The sequence below is a fragment of the Niabella terrae genome, from assembly GCF_054783135.1.
The window spans coordinates 374,347-395,821 of sequence record NZ_BAAGRD010000005.1 but is presented as its reverse complement, the minus strand read 5'-3'; the positions used below and the strand labels follow the sequence as shown (position 1 = coordinate 395,821).

General features: G+C 47.6%; 21 protein-coding genes. 11 read left to right on the top strand and 10 right to left on the bottom strand.

The genetic code is table 11. The annotated features are described in order from the left end of the window. Positions 1-579: 579 nt before the first annotated feature. On the bottom strand, positions 580-1,047 hold the full coding sequence (locus tag ACYVI9_RS07625; protein ID WP_460762841.1) for a universal stress protein: 468 nt from the start codon (positions 1,045-1,047) through the stop codon (positions 580-582). A 157-nt stretch (positions 1,048-1,204) separates the two neighbouring features. Between ACYVI9_RS07625 and ACYVI9_RS07620 the strand changes: the two genes are divergently transcribed. The 3 genes from ACYVI9_RS07620 to ACYVI9_RS07610 are packed head-to-tail and all read left to right on the top strand — an operon-like array spanning position 1,205 to position 2,990. Next, positions 1,205-1,726, top strand: coding sequence for a DinB family protein (locus ACYVI9_RS07620; RefSeq protein WP_460762838.1), 522 nt, complete (start codon positions 1,205-1,207; stop codon positions 1,724-1,726). Next, entirely contained in the window at positions 1,717-2,202 is a 486-nt protein-coding gene (locus ACYVI9_RS07615; protein ID WP_460762835.1) for a DUF1572 domain-containing protein, read from the top strand. The genes ACYVI9_RS07620 and ACYVI9_RS07615 overlap by 10 nt, the downstream gene beginning before the upstream one ends. Before the next feature lie 26 nt (positions 2,203-2,228). Beyond that, positions 2,229-2,990 (top strand): DUF5995 family protein, encoded by a 762-nt coding sequence (locus ACYVI9_RS07610; RefSeq protein WP_460762832.1) that lies wholly within the window; start codon positions 2,229-2,231, stop codon positions 2,988-2,990. Between the two features lie 76 nt (positions 2,991-3,066). Here the strand turns inward: ACYVI9_RS07610 and ACYVI9_RS07605 are convergent, their stop codons facing one another. From ACYVI9_RS07605 to ku, 4 genes are all read right to left on the bottom strand, one after another. After that, positions 3,067-3,471, bottom strand: a complete 405-nt coding sequence (locus tag ACYVI9_RS07605) for a hypothetical protein (RefSeq protein ID WP_460762829.1) — start codon at positions 3,469-3,471, stop codon at positions 3,067-3,069. Between the two features lie 400 nt (positions 3,472-3,871). Further along, positions 3,872-4,183 carry a hypothetical protein gene (locus ACYVI9_RS07600; protein WP_460762826.1) on the bottom strand — a complete coding sequence of 104 codons (312 nt, stop codon included), beginning with the start codon at positions 4,181-4,183 and terminating at the stop codon, positions 3,872-3,874. Between the two features lie 213 nt (positions 4,184-4,396). Beyond that, positions 4,397-5,995, bottom strand: coding sequence for a peptide chain release factor 3 (locus tag ACYVI9_RS07595; protein WP_460762823.1), 1,599 nt, complete (start codon positions 5,993-5,995; stop codon positions 4,397-4,399). 139 nt (positions 5,996-6,134) lie between these two features. Next, positions 6,135-6,908, bottom strand: coding sequence for a non-homologous end joining protein Ku (gene ku / locus ACYVI9_RS07590; RefSeq protein ID WP_460762819.1), 774 nt, complete (start codon positions 6,906-6,908; stop codon positions 6,135-6,137). A 111-nt stretch (positions 6,909-7,019) separates the two neighbouring features. Between ku and ACYVI9_RS07585 the strand changes: the two genes are divergently transcribed. The 6 genes from ACYVI9_RS07585 to ACYVI9_RS07560 all read left to right on the top strand — a co-directional run bounded on the left by ACYVI9_RS07585 (position 7,020) and on the right by ACYVI9_RS07560 (position 14,744). Further along, positions 7,020-7,991, top strand: a complete 972-nt coding sequence (locus tag ACYVI9_RS07585) for a glycoside hydrolase family 43 protein (RefSeq protein ID WP_460762816.1) — start codon at positions 7,020-7,022, stop codon at positions 7,989-7,991. Between the two features lie 59 nt (positions 7,992-8,050). Further along, the gene (locus tag ACYVI9_RS07580; RefSeq protein ID WP_460762814.1) at positions 8,051-9,691 is read left to right on the top strand and encodes a ribulokinase; all 1,641 of its coding nucleotides are present in this window, start codon (positions 8,051-8,053) and stop codon (positions 9,689-9,691) included. Positions 9,692-9,733: 42 nt separating this feature from the next. Beyond that, entirely contained in the window at positions 9,734-10,432 is a 699-nt protein-coding gene (locus ACYVI9_RS07575; RefSeq protein ID WP_460762811.1) for an L-ribulose-5-phosphate 4-epimerase, read from the top strand. A gap of 186 nt (positions 10,433-10,618) precedes the next feature. Beyond that, entirely contained in the window at positions 10,619-12,124 is a 1,506-nt protein-coding gene (gene araA / locus ACYVI9_RS07570) for an L-arabinose isomerase (RefSeq protein WP_460762809.1), read from the top strand. A 75-nt stretch (positions 12,125-12,199) separates the two neighbouring features. Beyond that, the gene (locus ACYVI9_RS07565) at positions 12,200-13,930 is read left to right on the top strand and encodes a sodium:solute symporter family transporter (protein ID WP_460762806.1); all 1,731 of its coding nucleotides are present in this window, start codon (positions 12,200-12,202) and stop codon (positions 13,928-13,930) included. Positions 13,931-14,027: 97 nt separating this feature from the next. Continuing rightward, positions 14,028-14,744 (top strand): EcsC family protein, encoded by a 717-nt coding sequence (locus ACYVI9_RS07560; protein WP_460762803.1) that lies wholly within the window; start codon positions 14,028-14,030, stop codon positions 14,742-14,744. Positions 14,745-14,763: 19 nt separating this feature from the next. Here ACYVI9_RS07560 and ACYVI9_RS07555 read toward each other — a convergent pair whose 3' ends face one another. From ACYVI9_RS07555 to ACYVI9_RS07535, 5 genes are all read right to left on the bottom strand, one after another. After that, a complete protein-coding gene (locus tag ACYVI9_RS07555; RefSeq protein WP_460762800.1) occupies positions 14,764-16,053 on the bottom strand; it encodes a bifunctional folylpolyglutamate synthase/dihydrofolate synthase in 1,290 nt (429 codons plus the stop codon). Positions 16,054-16,198: 145 nt separating this feature from the next. After that, a complete protein-coding gene (gene hpt, locus ACYVI9_RS07550; RefSeq protein WP_460762798.1) occupies positions 16,199-16,738 on the bottom strand; it encodes a hypoxanthine phosphoribosyltransferase in 540 nt (179 codons plus the stop codon). Positions 16,739-16,751: 13 nt separating this feature from the next. Then, a complete protein-coding gene (locus tag ACYVI9_RS07545; protein ID WP_460762795.1) occupies positions 16,752-17,681 on the bottom strand; it encodes a glucosaminidase domain-containing protein in 930 nt (309 codons plus the stop codon). A gap of 31 nt (positions 17,682-17,712) precedes the next feature. After that, positions 17,713-18,351, bottom strand: a complete 639-nt coding sequence (locus ACYVI9_RS07540; protein WP_460762792.1) for an O-methyltransferase — start codon at positions 18,349-18,351, stop codon at positions 17,713-17,715. Positions 18,352-18,365: 14 nt separating this feature from the next. Continuing rightward, on the bottom strand, positions 18,366-19,841 hold the full coding sequence (locus tag ACYVI9_RS07535; protein ID WP_460762790.1) for a sodium:solute symporter: 1,476 nt from the start codon (positions 19,839-19,841) through the stop codon (positions 18,366-18,368). 91 nt (positions 19,842-19,932) lie between these two features. Between ACYVI9_RS07535 and ACYVI9_RS07530 the strand changes: the two genes are divergently transcribed. Both ACYVI9_RS07530 and ACYVI9_RS07525 read left to right on the top strand, forming a co-directional pair. Further along, a complete protein-coding gene (locus tag ACYVI9_RS07530) occupies positions 19,933-20,478 on the top strand; it encodes an LOG family protein (protein ID WP_460762787.1) in 546 nt (181 codons plus the stop codon). A gap of 164 nt (positions 20,479-20,642) precedes the next feature. Next, the gene (locus tag ACYVI9_RS07525) at positions 20,643-21,401 is read left to right on the top strand and encodes a phosphoglycerol geranylgeranyltransferase (protein WP_460762784.1); all 759 of its coding nucleotides are present in this window, start codon (positions 20,643-20,645) and stop codon (positions 21,399-21,401) included. Positions 21,402-21,475 lie beyond the last annotated feature (74 nt).

The window sequence follows — 21,475 nt, the reverse complement described above, 5'->3', positions numbered from 1 at the left end:
CGGGAGCTTGTTAACGGTAAAATAATGCTGCTAATTGTTATCCCGAAAATTTCAAATCAGCATCTATAAATAAGCTTCACAATCTCATTCCCGCATTTTACCTGGATCCGGCATCGCTAATTCCACAACCGGAAGAACGAAAAACGAAATCTGCGTAGGGAGAATATTCCATATGCTTCGGCTGTTCGGGAAATTTCTCCCCGTATTTCCGCTTCCTGTTCAGCATCCGCTCCCGAAAGATAACTGAGAAATTATTTTCTTGGATAAAAATTACGGATGTTTTTACGATGGGGACTAATTATTGAGGAATTTCTGGTCGTGGCAGGACAGCAAATCCCAAAAACCGGGGGGTGTAAGGTACCGCCCACTTAACAGGTTCCGCAGGTCTATTGGTTTTTGTTACAGCCTAGTCCTTTTAGATTTTACAGGCAATGCTGATCTCTTAGTATGCAGTAAATTCCGGCTTTCCGATTTGTAGGTCCAATTAATAGAACGCCGGAGATTGCAGCGGGTTAGATTAAAGCGCTGAAGAGAGGCATAGGAACGCCCAATATCTGCCGGAAAGGTATTTGTAAACGACTATTTCTGCCTCCGGGTCGGTACGACCAGTATGGGAATTTGGGTTTCGTGCAAAATCCTCACTGAGGTTTCTCCGTTTAATAAACGGTCGAGGCCACTTCGCTGGTGGGTACCCATCACAATCATCCCCGCCCCTGTTTGTTTGGCGTAACCGAGAATTTCGTCCTCGATATCACCGAATACGACATTCAGCGCCGTTACTTTTACCGGCAGCCGATCCGCTATTTTTTGTAACTCAGCAGCCGCCTGTGCTTTCTGGGTCTCAATCAGTTCCATTTCATTGTCCATTAAGATGGGTTCAATTCCGGTTAGCGAGTCTGTTACTGCAGACTGAAGATAGGAGCCCGTAGGTAACACGACATGGATGATATGCAGTGCCGCCTGAAACCGTTCCGCCATTTCTGCCGCCTTGGCTGCAACCAGGCTGGTATTTTCCTGTAAGTCCAATGCCGCTACCAATGTTTGCATAATTTGATGATTTGAATTAACCGATTAATTACTTTAAATTAGTCCGACTTTCTAACCGCATGCCGCCCGCTGATAGGAAATGCTGTTTGCCGTCTTAAAGTTAAAACAAATTTCGTTCCCGGCAGCGGTCGGCAGCCCAAAGTAAAACTGATTTGATATGGATAATCTTCCTGAAGTCTGGCTGCGGGGCCAGCATACATCCGGGCTGTCTCCGGTTTTACAATCGGTGGCAGATGCTTTATTACAGGCCGGAGAGGAAATAAATGCCCTCATGCCGGACTTCTCCGACGCCTTGCTTTGGGTGAAACCCGGTGGTGTTGCCAGTGCCGGCTTTCATTTGCTGCATATCCCAGGTGTGCTGGATCGGTTGCTCAGTTATGCCGAAGAAAAAAGTCTGACGGAAGCCCAGTTGGCCTATCTGCGGAACGAAACCCTCCCCCAGGACCTGACGACTAAAGAGCTGGTAAAACAATTATCCGAAGCCATCACCCAAAGCATTCACCGGATGAAACGGTTTACCGGGGATCTCATCGCTCCAAGAGCCGTGGGCAGGAGCCGGTTGCCTTCCACGATTATAGGATTGTGTACCCATGCCGCTGAACATACCATGCGACATGCCGGACAATTGCTGGTAACGGTAAAAATACTCAACCAAACGCCAGCAACTTTATGGAACTGAGCCAGCAAATATCCAAACACTTCAGGGATGTCTTTTTTGGCGGTAACTGGACCAGCGTTAATTTTAAAGATACGCTTTCAGGCATCAGCCTGGAGGAGGCCGTGACCAAAATTGACAACCTGAATACCATTGCCGCCCTGGTATTCCACATCAATTACTATGTAGAGAACGTGCTTAAAGTGCTGCGTGGAGGACCGCTGGAGGGGGCTGACAAATACAGTTTCGAAGTCCCCCCGCTCGACAGTGAAGCAGCCTGGCAGTCTTTAATCCGTTCAACCCTGGACAATGCTGCCGCATTTTCCGCTGAGATTGAGCAATTGGAATCAACGGTATTCTTCAAGGATTTCAGGGATGCGCAATACGGTAATAATTATCGGAATATAACAGGCATTATTGAACATACCCATTATCACCTGGGACAGATCGTTATCATTCATAAAATCCTCGCTGGTCGTTCACAAAGGCCGCAGGATTGATCGGCAGCACCACCAAACCAACTGTCATGTCTTATACCAACATCTCTGAAATTATTCAGGCCCTCCAATCTATCACCGATCATTGCAAAAAGCAACAATTGAAAGCCGGTTATTTCTCGGCCCTCTATCTGCGAATGACGCAGGCCGTAAAATCGGCCATTGACAAGGGGCTTTTTATGGATGGCGCCAGGATGGAAAGACTGGATATCTTATTTGCCGAGCGTTATATCAATGCTTTTAACTGCTATTACAGGAAACAGGCATGCAGCCAGTCCTGGCAATTCGCATTTGAAGCTGCATCCAACAAGGATAATATTGTCCTGCAACATTTATTGCTCGGTATCAATACGCATATCAACCTCGATCTCGCTATCGCCACCGCCTTAACAGCTGCAGGCGGTGATATTAATGAGCTGGAAGCTGATTTCAATCTGATTAATGACACCATCCGGTCATTGACCGATGATGTGCAGGAATGCTTGTCCCGTATCTGGCTGCCGATGCGATTGTTGTCTAAAATCAGTAACAATCGTCAGGATGCCGTATTGAATTTCAGTATTAACAAAGCCCGTCAAAGTTCCTGGGCCAATGCACTGCTGCTGTCGGGCATGGAAGAAGCCGGTCGCCAGAACCATATTCAGGCCATGGACGGCCTGGTGCTGCGTGTCGGTCAGGCCATACAGGAACCGGGCATACCTGTAAGTTGGCTACTGCGGTTCATTAGAAAAACAGAATATGATAACGTAGCAGAAAATATCCGTCTCATCGAAAACCTGGTTGTGGAATGAGCGGGTAGCATCGCTTACAGTGGCTTACTTCTGTATGCCCTTGCATGCCTACGGCGGGATCTCCCTATTTCTGTAATTACTGGCGTTTCCGGTGAAAGGAAACTGCTACGGTTTTAGTGCTGGGTTCAATAAGGGTCATCGTCTGCGTACTTGAAACAAAATTTTCCCTGATTTCATACTCGGTGCCATTCCAGGTCATTCTTTTGGAACTGGCAAAAGAAAAACTTTCTGTTTTAATTTGATTACCCTCCATATCATAGTAGTGGATCAGATGGTCCTGTTTGGAGAATTCCGCCCTGCCGCCTTCAGGAACCTGGTCCACGCCTCCGGATCCGCCCAGTAAAACACTTTCCCATACCCCGACAGTTACGAGATTTTCAATGGTATCTGTTCCCAGCGCATCCTTGGTACGGGAGCAGGCGCCTAAAGCCATAATTGTCAGGACCAAAACGCCCAATACGAATTTTGAATATATTTTCATTTTGTACATTTTAACAGAAGAATCAAATAATTCCGACCTATACGCAAACTTTCGAATCGATCATCCGAACAGGGCGTATCAGTATCGTCGGTATACCGGTCAATTATTAGCGCTGTTATCACCGGCCCCTAGCTTTATCCAAGATTTATGCCAAGCCGGTCATCAGCGCACTTTATCAGTAACCCGCCAAAACCGGATGGTGACAATGGGTCTTTTTTATCTATTGGTAATCAGCTTCCCCCATTGCCAGGCCTGAAAACGTAACGCCCCTTTGTACCCCGTTCTTCTACAAAAAAAAGACCCCGAAACGGATCGGAGTCTGGTAGTTGACCTTGGTTAGCCTTATTTTCATCGAGTCATACGTCTTATTTCAATGCAATCACGCACCGGTTCAGCTAAACTAAGCATCTCCGGACATGCGCCGCTCTTCAGTCTCTTTGGGCGCAACATCCACCTTATCATCTTTAAGTGTTTCTTTTGCGTCCTCAAATTTTTCCTGAATGGAAGATTGCATATCTCTGGCTTTTTCACGGGTAGCATCCCAGGCATCTTCGGCTTTATCTTTTGTCTTTTCCCAGATATCACCGGCCTTGTCCTTCGCTTTTTCCAGCACATCGCCGGCTTTCTCATTGAGATCGGCTAATTTTTTGCTGGTTTTGTCCCAGATATCCTCGGTCCTTTCCTCCGGTTTATCCGCCTGATCCTTATTCATATATGTAGAATTTAGTCTTTTGAAACAAAGGGCCGAAGCCCGTATATTAACTAACGTTCAATAGCCATGCCAAAATAGTGGAAATATGTTAAGAATAACGCAAAGGACAGCGCTACCGCCCGCAGTTAGATGGGCAATAACGAATCCGTATTCATGGCTCCATATGAAAATTCGGAGAAAGGCCGGCCGGTGCAATGGCCGGTACTGGTACGGTTAGCTTTTGTCGGCTTTATGTATTTCGCTGGTAAAATGAAAACTGATCTCAGGATTATTGCTGATCTCGGTGTTCAGGAACCACTCACTCTGGGCCAGATAGACATCATGGCCATCCTTATCCAAGCCGGTATTGGCCTGTTTGAACCGCACGAAATCATGTAGTTTACCGGGATCGGTACTGGTCAGCCAGACTGCTTTATAAAAAGGCAGGGCCCGAAATTCAACGCTGGCCCCATATTCATGGAGTAGACGATACTGGATGACTTCGAACTGCAGTTCACCGACACAACCGATTATTTTCTTGGTGCCCCCGAACTGGGTAAACAGCTGGGCAACTCCTTCGTCAGTGAGTTGCAGCAGCCCTTTTTCCAGCTGCTTGGTCTTCATCGGGTCCTTATTAATTACTTCCTTGAAAATTTCAGGGGAGAAAGAAGGAATACCTGTAAAATAAAAATCTTCCCCTTCCGTGAGGGTATCGCCTATCTTGAAATTTCCTGAATCATACAGACCAACGACATCACCGGCAAACGCATTTTCTATAATGCTTTTATCCCGGGCCAAAAAACTGTAGGGATTGCTGAATCGCAAATCTTTTCCCAATCGGACGTGATGGAAATACTTGTTTCTTTCAAACCGGCCGCTACAAACCCGTAAAAAGGCAATCCGGTCCCGGTGCTTGGGGTCCAGATTGGCATGTATCTTAAAAATAAAGCCACTGAGTTTGGCCTCTTCCACATCAACTTTGCGAACCGTTGTCTCCCGGCTTTGAGGTGCGGGCGCAATCCTGATAAAGGTATCCAGCATTTCCTTTACGCCAAAATTATTGATAGCGCTGCCAAAGAATACGGGCGATACCCGGGCCTTCAGATAGTCTTCAGTGTTCAGGGGACCGTTTACGCCGTCAACCAGTTCAATATCTTCTCTAAGCGTTTCCGCATCAGCTTTACCAATCTTTTGTTCCAGTTCCGGATTATCGAGGTCTTCGATACTGATCAGAGCTTCATCTTCTGACTTTGTATTGGCCGTAAAAAGGCGCAGGTTCCTGTCATGGATATTGTAGACACCCTTAAACTCCCTGCCGCTGTTAATCGGCCAGGTCATCGGGTGTAACTGAATATTCAGCTCTTTCTCAATTTCTTCGAGCAAATCAAACCGGTTTTTACCATCCCGGTCCATTTTATTAATAAATACGATTACCGGCGTATCCCGCATCCGGCAGACTTCCATCAGTCTGCGGGTCTGGTCCTCCACTCCATTGACACTGTCAACTACCAATATCACACTATCCACAGCGGTAAGTGTACGGTAAGTATCCTCGGCAAAATCACGGTGACCCGGTGTATCCAGCAGGTTGATCAGGATTCCATTGTATTCAAAGCTCATAACGGAGGTGGCCACAGATATACCGCGCTGCCGCTCAATTTCCATGAAATCCGAAGTGGCCGATTTCTTGATCTTATTGCTTTTTACGGCACCGGCGACCTGGATCGCGCCCCCGAAAAGCAGAAATTTTTCAGTAAGTGTCGTTTTACCTGCATCCGGGTGACTGATGATCGCAAAACTGCGCCGGCGCATTATTTCGTCATGGAATTTCATCTTCGCTGCTTAAAAGTGCGCAAAGATACCACCATTTACCGATTTGAGCCAAAGGGGATATTCCCAGCCGGAAATCAGAAGCCCCATCGGCGGACCCTGGACTTTTAACGGAAGGAACAGCAGCAAGCGTCCGTTGCCCCTAAGAGGCTTTCTTTTTCGAACCCAGACTGGCTTTGAGTTGTGCCATCAGGTCACGTGATTTTACATGGGCGACTCTTAAAGGCGCTGCTTTGGTTTTCTTACCCTTGGCCTTGCTTTTGATAATTTTCATCAGCTTTTCAGTGTAGGTATCCTTATAAGCCGCAATATCAAAATCTCCGGAGAGTTGTTTGATCAAAGACACGGCCATTTTCAGGGCGTCCGGTTTCGATTTCTTGCCGGTAACCTCAATGTCGGTACTACTGCGGATTTCATGGGCAAAACGAAGTCGTTGAAAGATAAGTAGATTTTTCTCATAAGCCCTGATGATACCCAGCACTTCCCGGTTCCGTAAAATAAAGGTCCCCAGCCCTGCCATTCCGGTCTTTTGCAGGGCTTCCGCAAGCAGGACATAAGCCGTTTGGCCGTCTTTCTGTGGTTCCAGAAAGTAAGGCGCCTCAAAATACACCGAATCAATCTGGTCCATTCCGACAAATGAATCCACATTCAATAATTTGGACTTTTCGGGGTAGGCTTTCTGAAAATCTTCATCCGTGAGGACAACATATTTATCATTTATATTAAATCCTTTGACAATATTCGCCCAGGCGACCTCTTTACCCGTTTTTTCATTTACTCTTTTGAACTTAATATTGCTCAGGTCTTTCTTGTCGAGCATATCGAGATCCAGACTACTTTCTTCGGTCGCTGTATACATTTTAACCGGAATATTTACCAGCCCAAATCCTATGGCACCCGTCCAAATTGCTTTCATAGTCGCTCCTTTAAGGCTAAGGGTACAAAATTGATACCAGTCGGAGACGCAGCGGATAAAACCTCGGTTTTCCATTAATTTTTTATCTTGGGGCGTTTAAATCTAAAATTCATGCAAAAACTCATGTTTCTGGTCTGGACCTGCACCCTGAGCCTTGCCCTCAGTGCCCAGAAAGCCACATCCGGTAACCCCTTATTTCCCGGGTGGTATGCGGATCCCGAAGTCGCCGTTTTTAACAAAACTTACTGGATCTTTCCTACCTATTCCGCTCCCTACCGCCAACAGGTCTTTCTGGATGCCTTTTCTTCTACTGACCTGGTACATTGGAAAAAACATGAAAAAATTATAGATACGGCTGCTGTGCCCTGGATCTGGCAGGCTATGTGGGCGCCGGCAATCGTAAAAAAAGACCAGAAATACTTTCTTTTCTTTGCAGGTAACGACATTCAGTCCGACGACCAGCCGGGCGGTATCGGTGTTGCAGTGGCAGATCAGCCACAAGGGCCCTACCGGGATTACCTGGGTAAGCCCCTGATTGATAAATTTTACAACGGCGCCCAGCCGATTGACCAATTTGTATTCCAGGACCGGGATGGACAGTACTATATATATTATGGTGGCTGGAAACATTGCAATGTCGCCAAACTGAACGCGGATTTCACCGGATTCCTCCCTTTTGAAGATGGCAGCCTGTTCAAAGAAATCACGCCAGAAAAATATGTGGAGGGTCCTTTCATGTTTATCCACAATGATAAATATTACTTTATGTGGTCAGAAGGCGGCTGGACAGGGCCGGATTACAGCGTGGCTTATGCCATTGCCGATTCTCCCCTGGGCCCTTTCAAGCGAATAGGTACGATCCTCAAACAGAACCCAGAGATCGCAACCGGAGCGGGTCATCATTCGGTCGTCTGCCCCCCCGGCAGTGACGCCTGTTATATCGTCTATCACCGCCGCCCCCGGGGCGAAACCGATGGGAATTACCGGGTTGTCTGCATCGATAAGATGGAATTTGATAGTCAGGGTCTGATCCGGCCGGTCCGCATCACCCGTGAAGGTGTCAAACCCCATATCATAAGATAATTGTAATAAATACAATTATTAATCTTTTTTTCTTAATTTAGCCAGATAAATTTGCTGCCATGACTCAGGACGCATATGTAATTGGAGTAGACTATGGATCCGATTCTGTTAGATCGGTGATTCTCGATACCCGTAACGGCGCGGAGATGGCGTCTTCTGTATTTGCTTACCCCCGCTGGAGGGACGGTTTATATTGTGATGCTGAAAACAATCAATTCCGCCAGCATCCACTGGATTATATCGAGGGACTTACACATACCATCACAGAATGTATCCGAAAAGCCGGACCGGCCGTTAGCGCCGCTGTCAGGGGCATTTCGGTGGATACAACCGGCTCTACGCCGGTTGCCGTGGATGCCCGGGGGATGCCGCTGGCACTGGACCCGGCTTTCGCGTCCAATCCCAATGCGATGTTTGTCCTGTGGAAAGACCATAGTTCTATTGCTGAAGCAGAAGCCATCAACCGCCACGCGACCAAATTTGAAACGAATTATCTGCAATATGTAGGCGGAATTTATTCGAGCGAATGGTTCTGGGCTAAACTCCTGCATATATTTCGGGCAGACGAACAGGTTCGAACGGCAACCGCCAGCTGGGTGGAACATTGCGACTGGATTCCCTTTTTGCTGACTGGCGGCAATGATGTCCGGCAGCTGAAACGGGGCGTCTGTGCTTCGGGCCATAAGGGACTCTGGTCAGCAGCCTTTGGCGGGTTTCCCCCCAATGATTTTTTTGCTTCCCTGGATCCGTTATTGGATGGTTTTACTGATAAACTCCCCAAAGAAACCTATACGGCCGACCAGCCTGCCGGTACGCTCAGCAGGGAGTGGGCCGAAAAACTGGGGCTATCTGAACAGGTCATCGTAGGCATAGGTGCCATGGATGCGCATATGGGTGCCGTAGGCGGTCAGATTGAACCTTATTATCTGAGTAAAGTCATGGGCACATCTACCTGTGATATGCTGGTGGCGCCACTGGATGCATTTGGTGACACATTGGTAAAAGGTATCTGCGGTCAGGTTCCCGGTTCCGTGATCCCCTCCATGATGGGGCTGGAAGCAGGACAAAGTGCCTTCGGTGATATTTATGCCTGGTTTAAGAAACTCATTTCCTGGCCACTACAGTACCTGGCTGACCAAAGCCAACGCCAGGAAATAGAAGCCTCCCTGATTAAAGAACTGTCAGCGGCAGCATCGGCACTCCCCCTGCGGGATAGTGATGAATTGGCCTTGGACTGGCTGAACGGACGGCGTACCCCAGATGCCAACCAATCGCTCAAAGCCGCCATTTCCGGACTGTATCTGGGTAGCGATGCACCTTCGGTTTTCAAAGCGCTGGTGGAAGCCAGTTGTTTCGGAGCGCGAGCGATTGTGGACCGCTTTAACAATGAGGGCGTACCTGTCCGAGGCCTGATTGGCGTTGGTGGTGTTGCCCGGAAATCCGCGTATATCATGCAGGTCATGGCAGATGTGATGAATATGCCGATTAAAATCCACCAATCAGAACAAACCTGCGCGTCTGGAGCTGCGATGTTCGCTGCCACAGCCGCCGGCATTTACCCTGAAGTGGAATCCGCCATGCAGGCCATGGGTCAGGGATTTGATATGGAATACCATCCCAGAAAGGAATACAAGGCCTACTACGATGCGCGAATGAAAAGATATGAAGCCTTGGGGGCCTATATCGAGCAAGAGAAATAAAGGAGCCGGGGGCTCCGTTGAATTAAGTATATATATATCGGTATGAACTATAAATATATCCGGGAAGCAGCTTACGAAGCCAATATGCAGTTACCCGCACTGAACCTGGTCTTGTTTACATTCGGAAATGTCAGCCAGGCCGACCGCGATAAAGGCGTATTCGCCATTAAACCGAGCGGTGTGGCTTATTCGGAACTCTCTGTAGATAAGATGGTAATAGTAGATTTTGAAGGCCGGACAGTAGAAGGTTCCCTGAACCCGTCCTCAGATACCAAAACCCATGCGGTGCTCTACAAACACTGGGAAGCCATTGGTGGTATTGTCCACACCCACTCTACCTATGGCACGGCATGGGCACAGTCCCAACGGGACATCCCCATCTTCGGAACCACCCATGCCGATTACAATACGGTTGACATCCCCTGCGCGCCACCCATGGATGATAAAATGATCCAGGGTAATTACGAGTACGAAACGGGATTTCAGATAATGAACTGCTTCAGAGATAAAAAACTCGATTATAAAGAAGTAGAAATGGTGTTGGTCGGTAACCATGCGCCTTTTACCTGGGGTAAAAATGCCGCCAAGGCGGTGCATAACAGTGCGGTTCTGGAGCAGGTAGCCAAAATGGCCTTTATCACCGAACTGGTCAATCCGGCGGCTCCCCGGCTAAAAACCGCCCTGATCAATAAACATTATGAACGCAAACACGGACCGGACAGCTATTATGGGCAGTCCTGACATTGATGTCCTGATAGTCCGATAATGAAACTACAGCACCCCTCCCCACACCCTGAACGCCACCGCGCACGGATTTTATTAAAGCCGGAAGCGCAGTTACGCAGTGATCAAACTGGGATATGGATCAACAGGTTTCATCAGTCACAGCCACGTTTAAGCATAACAAATTAAAATCAGAAAATAAAAATGATACAGGATTTAAAAACACTAGAACTGTGGTTTGCCACGGGAAGTCAGAACCTCTACGGGGAAGAAACCCTGATTGAAGTGGATCAGCACTCCCGGGAAATCGCCGGCTATATAAATGACCAGCAGGAGATTCCGGTGCGTGTGGTCTATAAGGGAACCTTGAAATCGACAGAAGAAATATATGCTTTCTGTGCGGCTGCCAATCATGATGCAAACTGTATCGGTGTCATTACCTGGATGCACACATTTTCTCCCGCTAAAATGTGGATCAACGGTTTAAAAATACTGCACAAACCGCTGTTACATTTTCACACCCAATACAACCAGGACATACCCTGGACTTCCATTGATATGGATTTTATGAATACCAATCAATCGGCCCATGGAGATCGGGAGTTCGGATTCATGGTTAGCCGGATGCGCAAAAGACGCAAAGTCGTGGTAGGCCATTGGAAAGACCCCAATGCGATCAGTCGTATCGCGGTATGGAGCCGAGCGGCCGCAGGCTGGCATGACTGGCAGGGTGCCCGTTTTGTCCGCTTCGGAGATAATATGCGCTTTGTCGCCGTTACCGACGGTGATAAGGTAGAGGCAGAACTCCGTTTCGGATTCAGTGTCAATACTTATGGTATTGGTGATCTGGTTGCTGTGATCAATGAAGTCAGTGACAGCGCCGTAGCTGAACTGATCCAGGAATACGAAACTTTATATACACTGGCGCCGGAATTGGTCAGCGGAGGCGCCCGGCACCAGTCACTGGTAGATGCTGCCCGGATTGAACTGGGATTAAAGCAATTTCTGGAAGCCGGCAACTACAAGGGATACAGTGATACTTTTGAAGACTTATACGGCATGAAGCAATTACCTGGCATCGGTACCCAGAGAATGATGGCGGCCGGTTATGGTTTTGCCGGAGAAGGAGACTGGAAGACAGCCGCGCTGGTGAGAGCCCTGAAAATCATGGGAACCGGCCTGGAAGGTGGCAACAGTTTTATGGAAGATTATACCTATCATTTTGATCCGGCGGGGCCCATGGTGCTGGGTTCTCATATGCTGGAAATCTGTCCCAGTATCGCATCTGGAAAACCCCGTGTGGAATTGCATCCGCTGGGGATCGGCGGTAAGGAAGATCCCGTACGTCTCGTATTTAATGCTCCCGGCGGGCCGGCATTAAACGCTTCTGTGGTGGATATGGGCAATCGATTCCGTTTGCTGGTCAATGAAGTGGAAGCGGTAGCCCCCCAGGAGGACCTGCCGAAACTACCGGTTGCCCGGGCGCTCTGGAAACCGCTGCCCGATATGCAGACCGGCTGTGCCGCCTGGATCCTGGCAGGAGGTGCCCATCATACCGCCTATTCGCAGAACCTGACCGCAGAACACCTCGAAGACTTTGCGGATATGGCAGGTATCGAGTTTACATTGATTGGCGCTGAAACCAAACTTTACCAATTCAAAAACGAATTACGTTGGAGTGATGTGTATTACCAGTTGAACAAATCCTGATAAAATTTCATTTTACCGATTATTTATTTAACTATATTAGCACTCTTTTTTATTAAAAATTTTAATGCTGTCAATATGAATAATTTAGGCACACTGGACTATGTGGTATTTTTTGTGTATTTCATCCTGGTCGCTTCTTATGGCTACTGGGTCTATCTACGCAAGAAAAAAGCAACAGTTTCGGCCTCTCACGATTATTTTCTGGCGGAAGGTTCGCTCACCTGGTGGGCGATCGGTGCTTCGCTGATCGCGTCCAATATCTCTGCGGAACAGTTTATTGGTATGAGCGGTGAAGGATTCTTTGTGGGGGTTGCTGTGGCGGCCTACGAATGGATTGCTGCTGTGGCACTGATCGTGATTGCCGTCTGGTTCATTCCGATTTATCTGAAAAACAAAATTTACACGATGCCGCAATTCCTGGAAAGGCGGTACAACAAATCTGTTTCGCTCATTATGGCCGTTTTCTGGCTTTTCCTGTATGTTATCGTCAACCTCACGTCAATTTTATATCTGGGGGCCCTGGCTATCGATACCCTGCTGGGCGGTGGCTATTTGCATATCATTATGATCACCCTTCTGGTGATGGCACTGCTGATTGGTCTGGGAGGTATGAAAGTAATTGGTTACACGGATGTGATTCAGGTGGCCGTACTCATCATCGGAGGATTTGCGACTGTATTTATGGCCCTTCAGATCGTTGACCAGCGGATCAATGGTGCGGTGTCAGGAAGTGCTATTGCGGGCTTTAAAGCCCTGCTCCATGAAGCACCCGGTCATTTCAAACTAATGCTGGATAAACCTACCGTTCGGGCCACAACACTGAGTATGCCTGAGAACCTTGATGTACAGAAATATGTTGTACTGCCGGGTCTGGCCATGTACTTTGCGGGTCAGTGGATCGTGAATCTGAATTACTGGGGTTGTAACCAGTATATTACCCAGCGTGCCCTGGGTGCCGATTTAAAAACCGCCCGTACCGGTATTTTATTCGCCGGCTTTTTGAAACTCTTTATGCCAATCATCGTGATGCTGCCAGGTATTGCGGCCTATGTATTGTTTAAAAACGACCAGCTTCCCGGATTTAACGGCGTCAAGGATGGCGCTTATTCTGCAATACTGGGTTTTCTACCGGTAGGCCTGAAAGGGCTGGCAGTCGCCGCCCTGACTGCTGCAATCGTGGCTTCACTGGCCGGAAAGGTCAACAGTATATCCACAATCTATACCCTGGATATTTTTAAGAAGTATCTGCGAAAAGATGCGTCAGAAATACAAATGGTCAGAACCGGGCGATGGGCGATCATCATTGCGATGCTCGTGGCCCTGGCATTCACCTGGAGTGATGCCCTGGGTATTGGTGGCGAAGGCGGATTCACTTTTATTCAGAAATATACCGGTTATATCAGTCCTGGGGTCTTTGCCATGTTCCTCCTGGGTATGTTCTGGAAACGTACCACGGGCACCGCAGCACTGGTAGGCGTAATTCTTGGTTTTGTGCTGGCCATATTTTTCAACAGCTATGCTGTCGACCTCTTTGGTACCGAAACCTGGATGTACAGTGCCTTCACTTATGAAAAAATGGAGAAAGGCGTTGTCCATACGATAACTGAAATACCTTTCCTGATTAATATGGGCTGGTCTTTCGTAATCACGGTGCTCGTAATGATAGGTATCAGTTTAGCCGGTCCTAAAGTCAACCCCAAAGCATTTGCAATAGACAAAAGTATGTTTAAGGTGGATCCCAGGACCATGATCCTGATTGTAATAACCCTGTTGTTATTATCCGCTATTTATGTAAGGTTCTGGTAAACCTCCATTATTTACTAACTTAGTAACCGGCCGGCATAATATTCCGGCCGGTTTTTTCGTCCCTGAAGCGGGGCATTACCATTCGAACCCCTGCAATATGACCCTGTACGAACAAATGGCGGCTTCCGAGCTTAGAAAATGGCAGATCCGGATGCAAAGGTCTCCCGGATGGATGTCGAGGATATCCAAGAAGACCCAGGACCGCATCAATCAATACATTCCCGAGAAAATACACCGGGCGATTACCACCCTCATCAAACAGTTGGTTCGGGGCGTCCTGTTCGGTGCCCAGTATACTACTGCCACGCCCCTGCTGGAAGCCGGGCTCGCAGAACGGGAATTGATCGTAAAAGAAAAAATAAAATTTTACAGAAGTACCGCAGCCCTGGAGGGTGGCATTACCGGAGCCGGAGGTTTTTTTCTGGGACTGGCAGATTTTCCGATCCTGCTGACTCTTAAACTGAAATTACTGTATGAAATTGCTGCCGCATATGGTTTCGATACCAATGATTATAAGGAAAGAGTATACCTGTTGCATATTTTTGAACTGGCTTTTTCCAGCGACCGTCATCGCAAAGAAATTTATTTGAAACTGGCGCAGTGGTCCGAAACTGCCGCTTCGCTCCCTCCGGACATACACGGGTTTGACTGGCGCCGGTTCCAACAGGAATACCGGGACTACCTGGACCTGGCCAAGATGGCCCAGTTACTGCCGGTCGTCGGAGCCCCGGTCGGTCTGGTAGCGAATTATACCTTAATCAGAAAACTGGGTAAAACAGCCATGAATGCTTACCGTATGCGGCTGATCGGATGATCCAGAAGCATTCATCAGGTTACCCGTTCACTTCTCCTACTAAAAACACACTGCCGCATACCAGCAGCAGATCATCGGGATGCGCATGGGCTTTTGCTGCTGCAATGGCCTGATTCACATTTGCATAACTGGTACCTTCCAACCCGAACCCGCCCGCGGTGGCCTGTAATTCAGCCGCAGGCATCGCCCTGGTCAGGCTTGCATTGGTGAAATAATAGCGGGCGGTCCGGGGCAGCAAACGGAGCACGGCTTCCACATCCTTGTCTTTTACCATGCCCAGGATGATGTGCAGTTGATGGTAGCTGCTCAGTTCCAGCTGCCGCAAAACCTGCGTGATTCCGGCGCTGTTATGTGCCACATCCAGTATAATATCAGGATGCTGATGTATTTTTTGCCAGCGTCCCCAAAGACCCGTAAGCCGTCGGGCCTGTTTGAGTCCCCTACTCAGTGACTGCTGCGAAATATCCCAGCCTGCCAGTCGCAATTGACGGACGGACTCGAGAACTGTCAACAGATTCCGGGTTTGATACTGACCTGTCAGATCCAGCTGATACAGCTGATGATCTGTCTGATGGCTGGCGGCCGTCTCTACGCTTAACAACGTTGATTCCATACGCCAGGACTGTACAGAAAAATGATCGGTCGCAAAGGTTAGTGGGGCGGATTTAGAAGTTGCATGCTGTTTAAATACCAGGGCGGTTTGTTCATGGTATTCTCCGATAACGACCGGAACGCCCTCCTTGATGATTCCGGCTTTTTCACCGGCTATCTCAGCGAGGGTATTTCCCAGTATCTGCATATGATCATAGCCGATATTGGTAATTACGGACAGTTCCGGCCGAATAATATTGGTACTGTCCAGCCTGCCGCCCAATCCTGTCTCAATAACAGCGATATCAGTGCCATGACGCGCAAAATGATCAAAGGCCATCGCCACGGTAATTTCGAAAAAGCTGGGGTGCACCTGATCAATCAAAGGTGTGGTTCTGTCAATAAATGAAACCACTTCCGCTTCGGAAATCATCGATCCATTGATCTTAATTCGTTCCCGAAAATCTTTTAAATGAGGTGACGTATACAGGCCGGTTGTATATCCCGCCGTCTGGAGTACGGAAGCGAGCATATGACTTACCGACCCTTTACCGTTCGTACCGGCAATATGAATAAACTTACCCTTTTGTTCGGGATGATCCAGCAGGTGGCACAGCCGGTTGATATTTTCAAATCCTGGTTTAAATGCCGGACTGCCAACCGCGGCAAACATCGGCAGCCTGGCATACATAAAATCGATCGTCTCCCCGTAAGTCATGGATATATATTAATATCTGCAAATGTACCAGCTAATTGCCGTATGTCTGTGGGGATTTCCTAACCGGACTTGACAAGACCCTACTTCCGGAACCTATCCAGATTACCTGACACCGCATTACGGAACAGGCCTCCGGAACGGGCGCTTAACCGGCCAATTGATATATATTTCTGTAATTGCGCCCCAATCCGTCATAATCCAATCCGTAACCTACAACAAATTTGTCGGGTATCACAAAACCCGTATAATCTATCTGCACCGGATATTTGGTCATTTCTGATTTATGCAGGAGCGTAACGATTTTCAGAGAAGCTGGATGGTGATGTTCCAATTGTGGCAGAAAATAATGCAGGGTTTTCCCGGTATCAATGATATCTTCCAATACGACTACATGCCGGTCGTGCAGGTCCATGTCCAGGCCGATTGCGGTGGTTACAGCCCCGGAGGATTTCATTCCCTTATAAGAAGCCAATTTAATAAAACAAAGCTCGCTGTCCACCCTCAATTCTTTAAACATATCGGCAGCAAACATAAATGACCCGTTTAATATGGCCAGAAACACCACTTTTTTACCGGCATAATCCCGGTTCAGTGCTTCGGCCAGTTCGCGGATACGATTTTGCAATTGCAGTTCACTGAGGTAAACTTCAAAAACCTTGTCGTGTATTTTTATATTGTTGGACATGTCTGTAGTTTGATTAATTGACGGCCACCCCTGTTCCGGGTTCTCTCAGGTGTAGTCGGCTGCCTGGTGCCGGTCGGTCGTAAGCCCCCATCCTGTTGTATCGTAAAAGTGATTCCAGTCTGATGCCTTCCTGCTGTGCAATTGCGGCCAGGGTCTCGCCCGCCTGCACTTCATGAAAATCCTGCTGTCCGACCGTTCTTTTTAATTGTAGAAAAACCAGTTGATTGCTTTTAAGTTTTGGGGCCGGATCACTGAAATCATTAAACCGGTAAATCCATTCCAAAGGGGTATGATACTGCGTTGCCAGGCTGTTGAGTTCCGTTCCACTGGTGGCGTAAACTACCCGACTGCCATTAATGGTGAACAAGCCTTCGGGATAGCGGGATGGTTCCGGTGCCGCAGACTCCATGGCCATGAACGGCATGTCAGCCGGCAGGTCCATTTTACCCAGCGCCATAAGTGTATATTGCTGTAAATCGTATTTTTCAATCAACCTGATGAGCAATTGCGGATAACGGGGGTTGGTCGCATAACCTGCCTTCTTTAACCCATAGGCCCAAGCTTTGTAGTCCAGCGGGTCCAGATCAAAAAGAAAGGCATAACGGGCGCCCCGTCTTAAGAAATCCGAGTGATCCCTGTATGAAGCCTGAGGATCCTCATATTTCATAAAACGTTCGTTTCTTCGGTCGTCGTCATGCAATACATAAGGGCCACTATATCCTGCCTTGCATTTGATACCGAAATGATTGTTGGACTTCAACACCAGTACGCTCTGGCCTGCCATGGTCTCATGAATGCCCTGTGCCAGCTTGATGGCTGCCGGGACACCGGTACGGCGCATTTCCTCAATAGCAATCCTACGGTAGGTTTGGATATACCCTGTTACTACCTCACTGACCTGCGCCTTACAAAAAACTGTGGGGAGCAGTACCCAAAATAACATTATTCTCAATCGACGAAAACCCATCTCTTATTTATTTTTTCCTTAGAACATACAAACCATCCCGGATGGTAAGAACAAGCTTTTCCAGATCATCGCGTTGCTGAATATACTGGTTGAATGCCACGATGGCTTTGGCACTTTTGCCCGAAGGATTTTCCTCCAGCGCTTTCCCATGAAAAAAAATATTATCGGCCAGTATAAAACCATTTTTACGTACAGCAGGCAGTATCAAATCTATATAAGCGATGTATCCGGGTTTATCCGCATCAATAAATACCAGATCCCAGGATTCCTGTAGCTTCGGTATAATTTCCAGTGCATTGCCTATATGCTGTTGAATCCTGTCTGCATACGCAGATTTATTAATAAAGCCCTGGGCTACAGCGGCTGTTTCCTCACGGTACTCAATGGTGTGCAGCACGCCATCATCACACAGTCCTTCTGCCAGGCAGAGCGCACTGAAGCCGGTAAAAGTTCCCAGTTCCAAAATACGCCGGGGGCGCACCATATGACTGATCATGCTCAGCAATCGGCCCTGTACATGACCACTAAGCATATGTGGCTCGGCATGAGAGCTATAGGTATAGGTCTGAATTTCCTCCAGCAGTTTATCCTGGGGACTGCTGTACAGTTCAGCAAACCTATTGAGTTGTTCCGCTATCAGCTCCATATTGAATCAGCTCTCTAATGCACGGTATCCTGCTCCATCATTTCCCTGGAAACCGGTTTCGAAATAAAATACAGTCCGATAAAAGCTAAAAGGGCATTTATAATAATCAATTCCAGTCCGATCTGAAAGGCACCGAAAATCCGCTCCTGATTCCAGTCAATCAGGAAACAAAGTATCGGCGCAATAAAACAAACATACGGTACAAGCCGGTCTACCGGTCTGCGCTTCACAAAAATTCCAAACGCAAATAAACCAAGCAGCGGACCATAGGTGTAACCCGCCAATTTCAGAATAATCCCGATCATGCTGTTGTCATTGATTTTATGAAAAAGAATGACCATCAACAGAAACAGAAAAGCCACCAGCAGGTGTATCCGCTGACGGAATCTTTTTTTGGCTTTCTCATCCATATCTGTTCTACGGTTCAGCCCCGCAATATCAATACAGAATGAAGAAGTGAGTGCCGTCATAGCGCCATCGGCACTGGGGAACAAGGCAGAAATCAATGCGATGATGAAAATTACAGATATCACCGGCGGCATGTGATTGAGCGCCACTTCCGGGAAAAGCGCATCACCTGTGGCAGTGATTTGTTCCTGTGCAGCATATAAATGAAGCAGCCCGCCCAGATAAAGGAAAAGTCCGATTACCACAACCATGATAAACGCCAGGGAGACCATATTCTTCTGTGAATCTTTGAGTTTGCTGACCGAAATACTTTTCTGCATCATTTCCTGATCAATGCCGGTCATACTCAATGTAATAAAAGCCCCCGCCAGTATCTGTTTGATAAAATACGATTTGGAATTTATATCCGAATGAAAAATTCGGGACAGACCAGCACTACGCATGGCTTCCAGACTGTCCGTAATATTCAGATTCATATGCTGCAACAAATAAATGGTGCAGATAATCAACCCCGCCAGCATCCCGGTGGTCTGCAGGGTATCCGTCCAAACAATGGTCTTCACACCGCCTTCGAAAGTGTAGAGGATGATCATTACCAGAATAATCAGGGTGGAAACGCCAAAAGGGATCCCGAAACTGTCCAGAATGGTTATCTGCAGGATATTCACTACCAGATAAAGTCGGGCGGTGGCACCTACCAGCCGGCTAATGATAAAAAACCAGGCACCCGTCTTATAGGACAACATCCCCATCCGGGTTTTCAGATAACCATATATGGACGTTAACTTTAAACGATAATAAAGCGGTAGTAAGACAAAAGCGATGATCAGGTAACCGATCATATACCCCAGCGTAATCTGCATGTAGGCCCAAGCATCGCTGCCAACCGCTCCCGGCACACTTACAAAAGTAACACCGCTCAGCGAGGTGCCGATCATGCCAAAGGCGACCAACATCCAATTGCTGCTCCTGTTACCTATAAAAAATGATTCATTATTACTTCCCTTACTGGTCCTCCAGGCGACAAAAAGCAAAAGCAGAAAATAAAGGATTACTACAGAAAACAAAAAACCTGCAGACATATTAAACAATAATTAATTAAGCAAGATTCGATAAAATAATTTTTGAAGATAGGGAAAAAACTCACTCTTTTGCAAATAAAATATACATACGATGTTGATAAAAGCGCTGGCTGTCTTTTGCGGCTCGCAAGACGGCCGACAGGTAGTATTCTCTACAGCGGCCCGGGAATTGGGTCAATGGATGGCCCGCCATCGGGTCCGACTGGTTTACGGGGGCGGAAATGTCGGCTTGATGGGAACGATCGCCAATGCAGTCCTGGAAGGTGGTGGTGTGGTCACCGGGGTCATTCCCCAGCTACTGGACCAGCGGGAACGTTCGCATAAATTGCTTACGGAATTACTGATCGTTGAGGATATGCATACCCGCAAGAAGCTGATGTACGAACGTTGTGACGCGGCAGTAATACTGCCGGGAGGGTTCGGTACGCTGGATGAATTTTTCGAAATGGTCACCTGGAACAACCTTTCCATCCATAACAAGGAAATCTTCCTGCTAAATATCCATCATTATTACGATCACCTGCTGACACATATGCAAACGATGTATGAAAATGGTTTTCTTTATGAAAACCCGCTGGAACGTATCCGGGTATTTGAGGGCGTCACGGCACTCCTGAATTATCTCGAAAACCCATAGATTCGATGATTGCCGGCCTGTTTGCAGCGGCTTTTACTGACCCAGGACAAACAAAACTATTTAATCCTGTAAGGATCACGGTTTTAGGGCTTCACCAAATTCAGCCCGAAATTGGCTATTTTTCCAAAAAGTTTTTGCATTTTTGCAGGAAACCTGCCTTCCTGATGAAGATGAATATTTATAATTCCTTGATTGAAAAAAAAAGGGACGCGCGAAAGTCTTTCGCCGTATTGGTTGATCCCGATGAGATCAGCCCTTCTTCATTGGATCAGTTGGTGCAATTGGGTGTGGATGCCGGTGTCGATTATTTTTTTGTCGGCGGTAGCCTGGTGATTTCCAGCCATTTGGACGAGGTCGTTCAGCAGATCAAAGCTTCCTGTAGCATACCCGTCGTGCTGTTTCCCGGCAGTGCTTCCCAAATAAGTAAATATGCGGATGCCTTATTGTATTTGTCGCTGATTTCGGGGCGTAACCCCGAACTGCTGATAGGCCAGCATGTCGTTTCTGCGCCATTCGTAAAAAAAAGCGGCCTGGAAATTATCCCAACCGGCTATATCGTCGTGGACGGTGGCGCCCCAACTACGGTTTCCTATATCAGTAACGCCTCTCCGATACCCTCCAATAAAAATGATATTGCCATGTGTACGGCGATGGCAGGGGAAATGCTGGGAATGAAACTGATATATATGGATGCTGGTAGCGGTGCTAAAATGCCTATCGGGGAGTCGATGATCCATGCCGTGGCCCAGCATGTGGATGTACCAGTCATTGTCGGAGGCGGTATTACAGATCCCGAAAAAGCCTATCTTAACTGTAAAAATGGGGCGGACGTAATTGTTGTCGGCAATGCCATTGAAAAAGATGCGGCACTGATTGCCGAAATGAGTCAGGCCATACATGCTTCGTCTAAAATCAATACCTGATCACCGGACTTTCCAGCTATTAACGAAAAAGGTACCGCCAAAAGGGCCGTACCTGGCTTTATCATCGTCCTGCA

Coding starts and splice junctions, on each gene's coding strand:
- ACYVI9_RS07575 (WP_460762811.1), top strand. CDS start 9,734: ATGAACTATAAATATATCCGGGAAGCAGCTTACGAAGCCAATATGCAG.
- ACYVI9_RS07565 (WP_460762806.1), top strand. CDS start 12,200: ATGAATAATTTAGGCACACTGGACTATGTGGTATTTTTTGTGTATTTC.
- ACYVI9_RS07545 (WP_460762795.1), bottom strand. CDS start 17,681: ATGTTATTTTGGGTACTGCTCCCCACAGTTTTTTGTAAGGCGCAGGTC.
- ACYVI9_RS07560 (WP_460762803.1), top strand. CDS start 14,028: ATGACCCTGTACGAACAAATGGCGGCTTCCGAGCTTAGAAAATGGCAG.
- ACYVI9_RS07580 (WP_460762814.1), top strand. CDS start 8,051: ATGACTCAGGACGCATATGTAATTGGAGTAGACTATGGATCCGATTCT.
- ACYVI9_RS07625 (WP_460762841.1), bottom strand. CDS start 1,047: ATGCAAACATTGGTAGCGGCATTGGACTTACAGGAAAATACCAGCCTG.
- ACYVI9_RS07605 (WP_460762829.1), bottom strand. CDS start 3,471: ATGAAAATATATTCAAAATTCGTATTGGGCGTTTTGGTCCTGACAATT.
- ACYVI9_RS07525 (WP_460762784.1), top strand. CDS start 20,643: ATGAAGATGAATATTTATAATTCCTTGATTGAAAAAAAAAGGGACGCG.
- hpt (WP_460762798.1), bottom strand. CDS start 16,738: ATGTCCAACAATATAAAAATACACGACAAGGTTTTTGAAGTTTACCTC.
- ku (WP_460762819.1), bottom strand. CDS start 6,908: ATGAAAGCAATTTGGACGGGTGCCATAGGATTTGGGCTGGTAAATATT.
- ACYVI9_RS07610 (WP_460762832.1), top strand. CDS start 2,229: ATGTCTTATACCAACATCTCTGAAATTATTCAGGCCCTCCAATCTATC.
- araA (WP_460762809.1), top strand. CDS start 10,619: ATGATACAGGATTTAAAAACACTAGAACTGTGGTTTGCCACGGGAAGT.
- ACYVI9_RS07620 (WP_460762838.1), top strand. CDS start 1,205: ATGGATAATCTTCCTGAAGTCTGGCTGCGGGGCCAGCATACATCCGGG.
- ACYVI9_RS07530 (WP_460762787.1), top strand. CDS start 19,933: ATGTTGATAAAAGCGCTGGCTGTCTTTTGCGGCTCGCAAGACGGCCGA.
- ACYVI9_RS07600 (WP_460762826.1), bottom strand. CDS start 4,183: ATGAATAAGGATCAGGCGGATAAACCGGAGGAAAGGACCGAGGATATC.
- ACYVI9_RS07540 (WP_460762792.1), bottom strand. CDS start 18,351: ATGGAGCTGATAGCGGAACAACTCAATAGGTTTGCTGAACTGTACAGC.
- ACYVI9_RS07535 (WP_460762790.1), bottom strand. CDS start 19,841: ATGTCTGCAGGTTTTTTGTTTTCTGTAGTAATCCTTTATTTTCTGCTT.
- ACYVI9_RS07585 (WP_460762816.1), top strand. CDS start 7,020: ATGCAAAAACTCATGTTTCTGGTCTGGACCTGCACCCTGAGCCTTGCC.
- ACYVI9_RS07555 (WP_460762800.1), bottom strand. CDS start 16,053: ATGACTTACGGGGAGACGATCGATTTTATGTATGCCAGGCTGCCGATG.
- ACYVI9_RS07615 (WP_460762835.1), top strand. CDS start 1,717: ATGGAACTGAGCCAGCAAATATCCAAACACTTCAGGGATGTCTTTTTT.
- ACYVI9_RS07595 (WP_460762823.1), bottom strand. CDS start 5,995: ATGAAATTCCATGACGAAATAATGCGCCGGCGCAGTTTTGCGATCATC.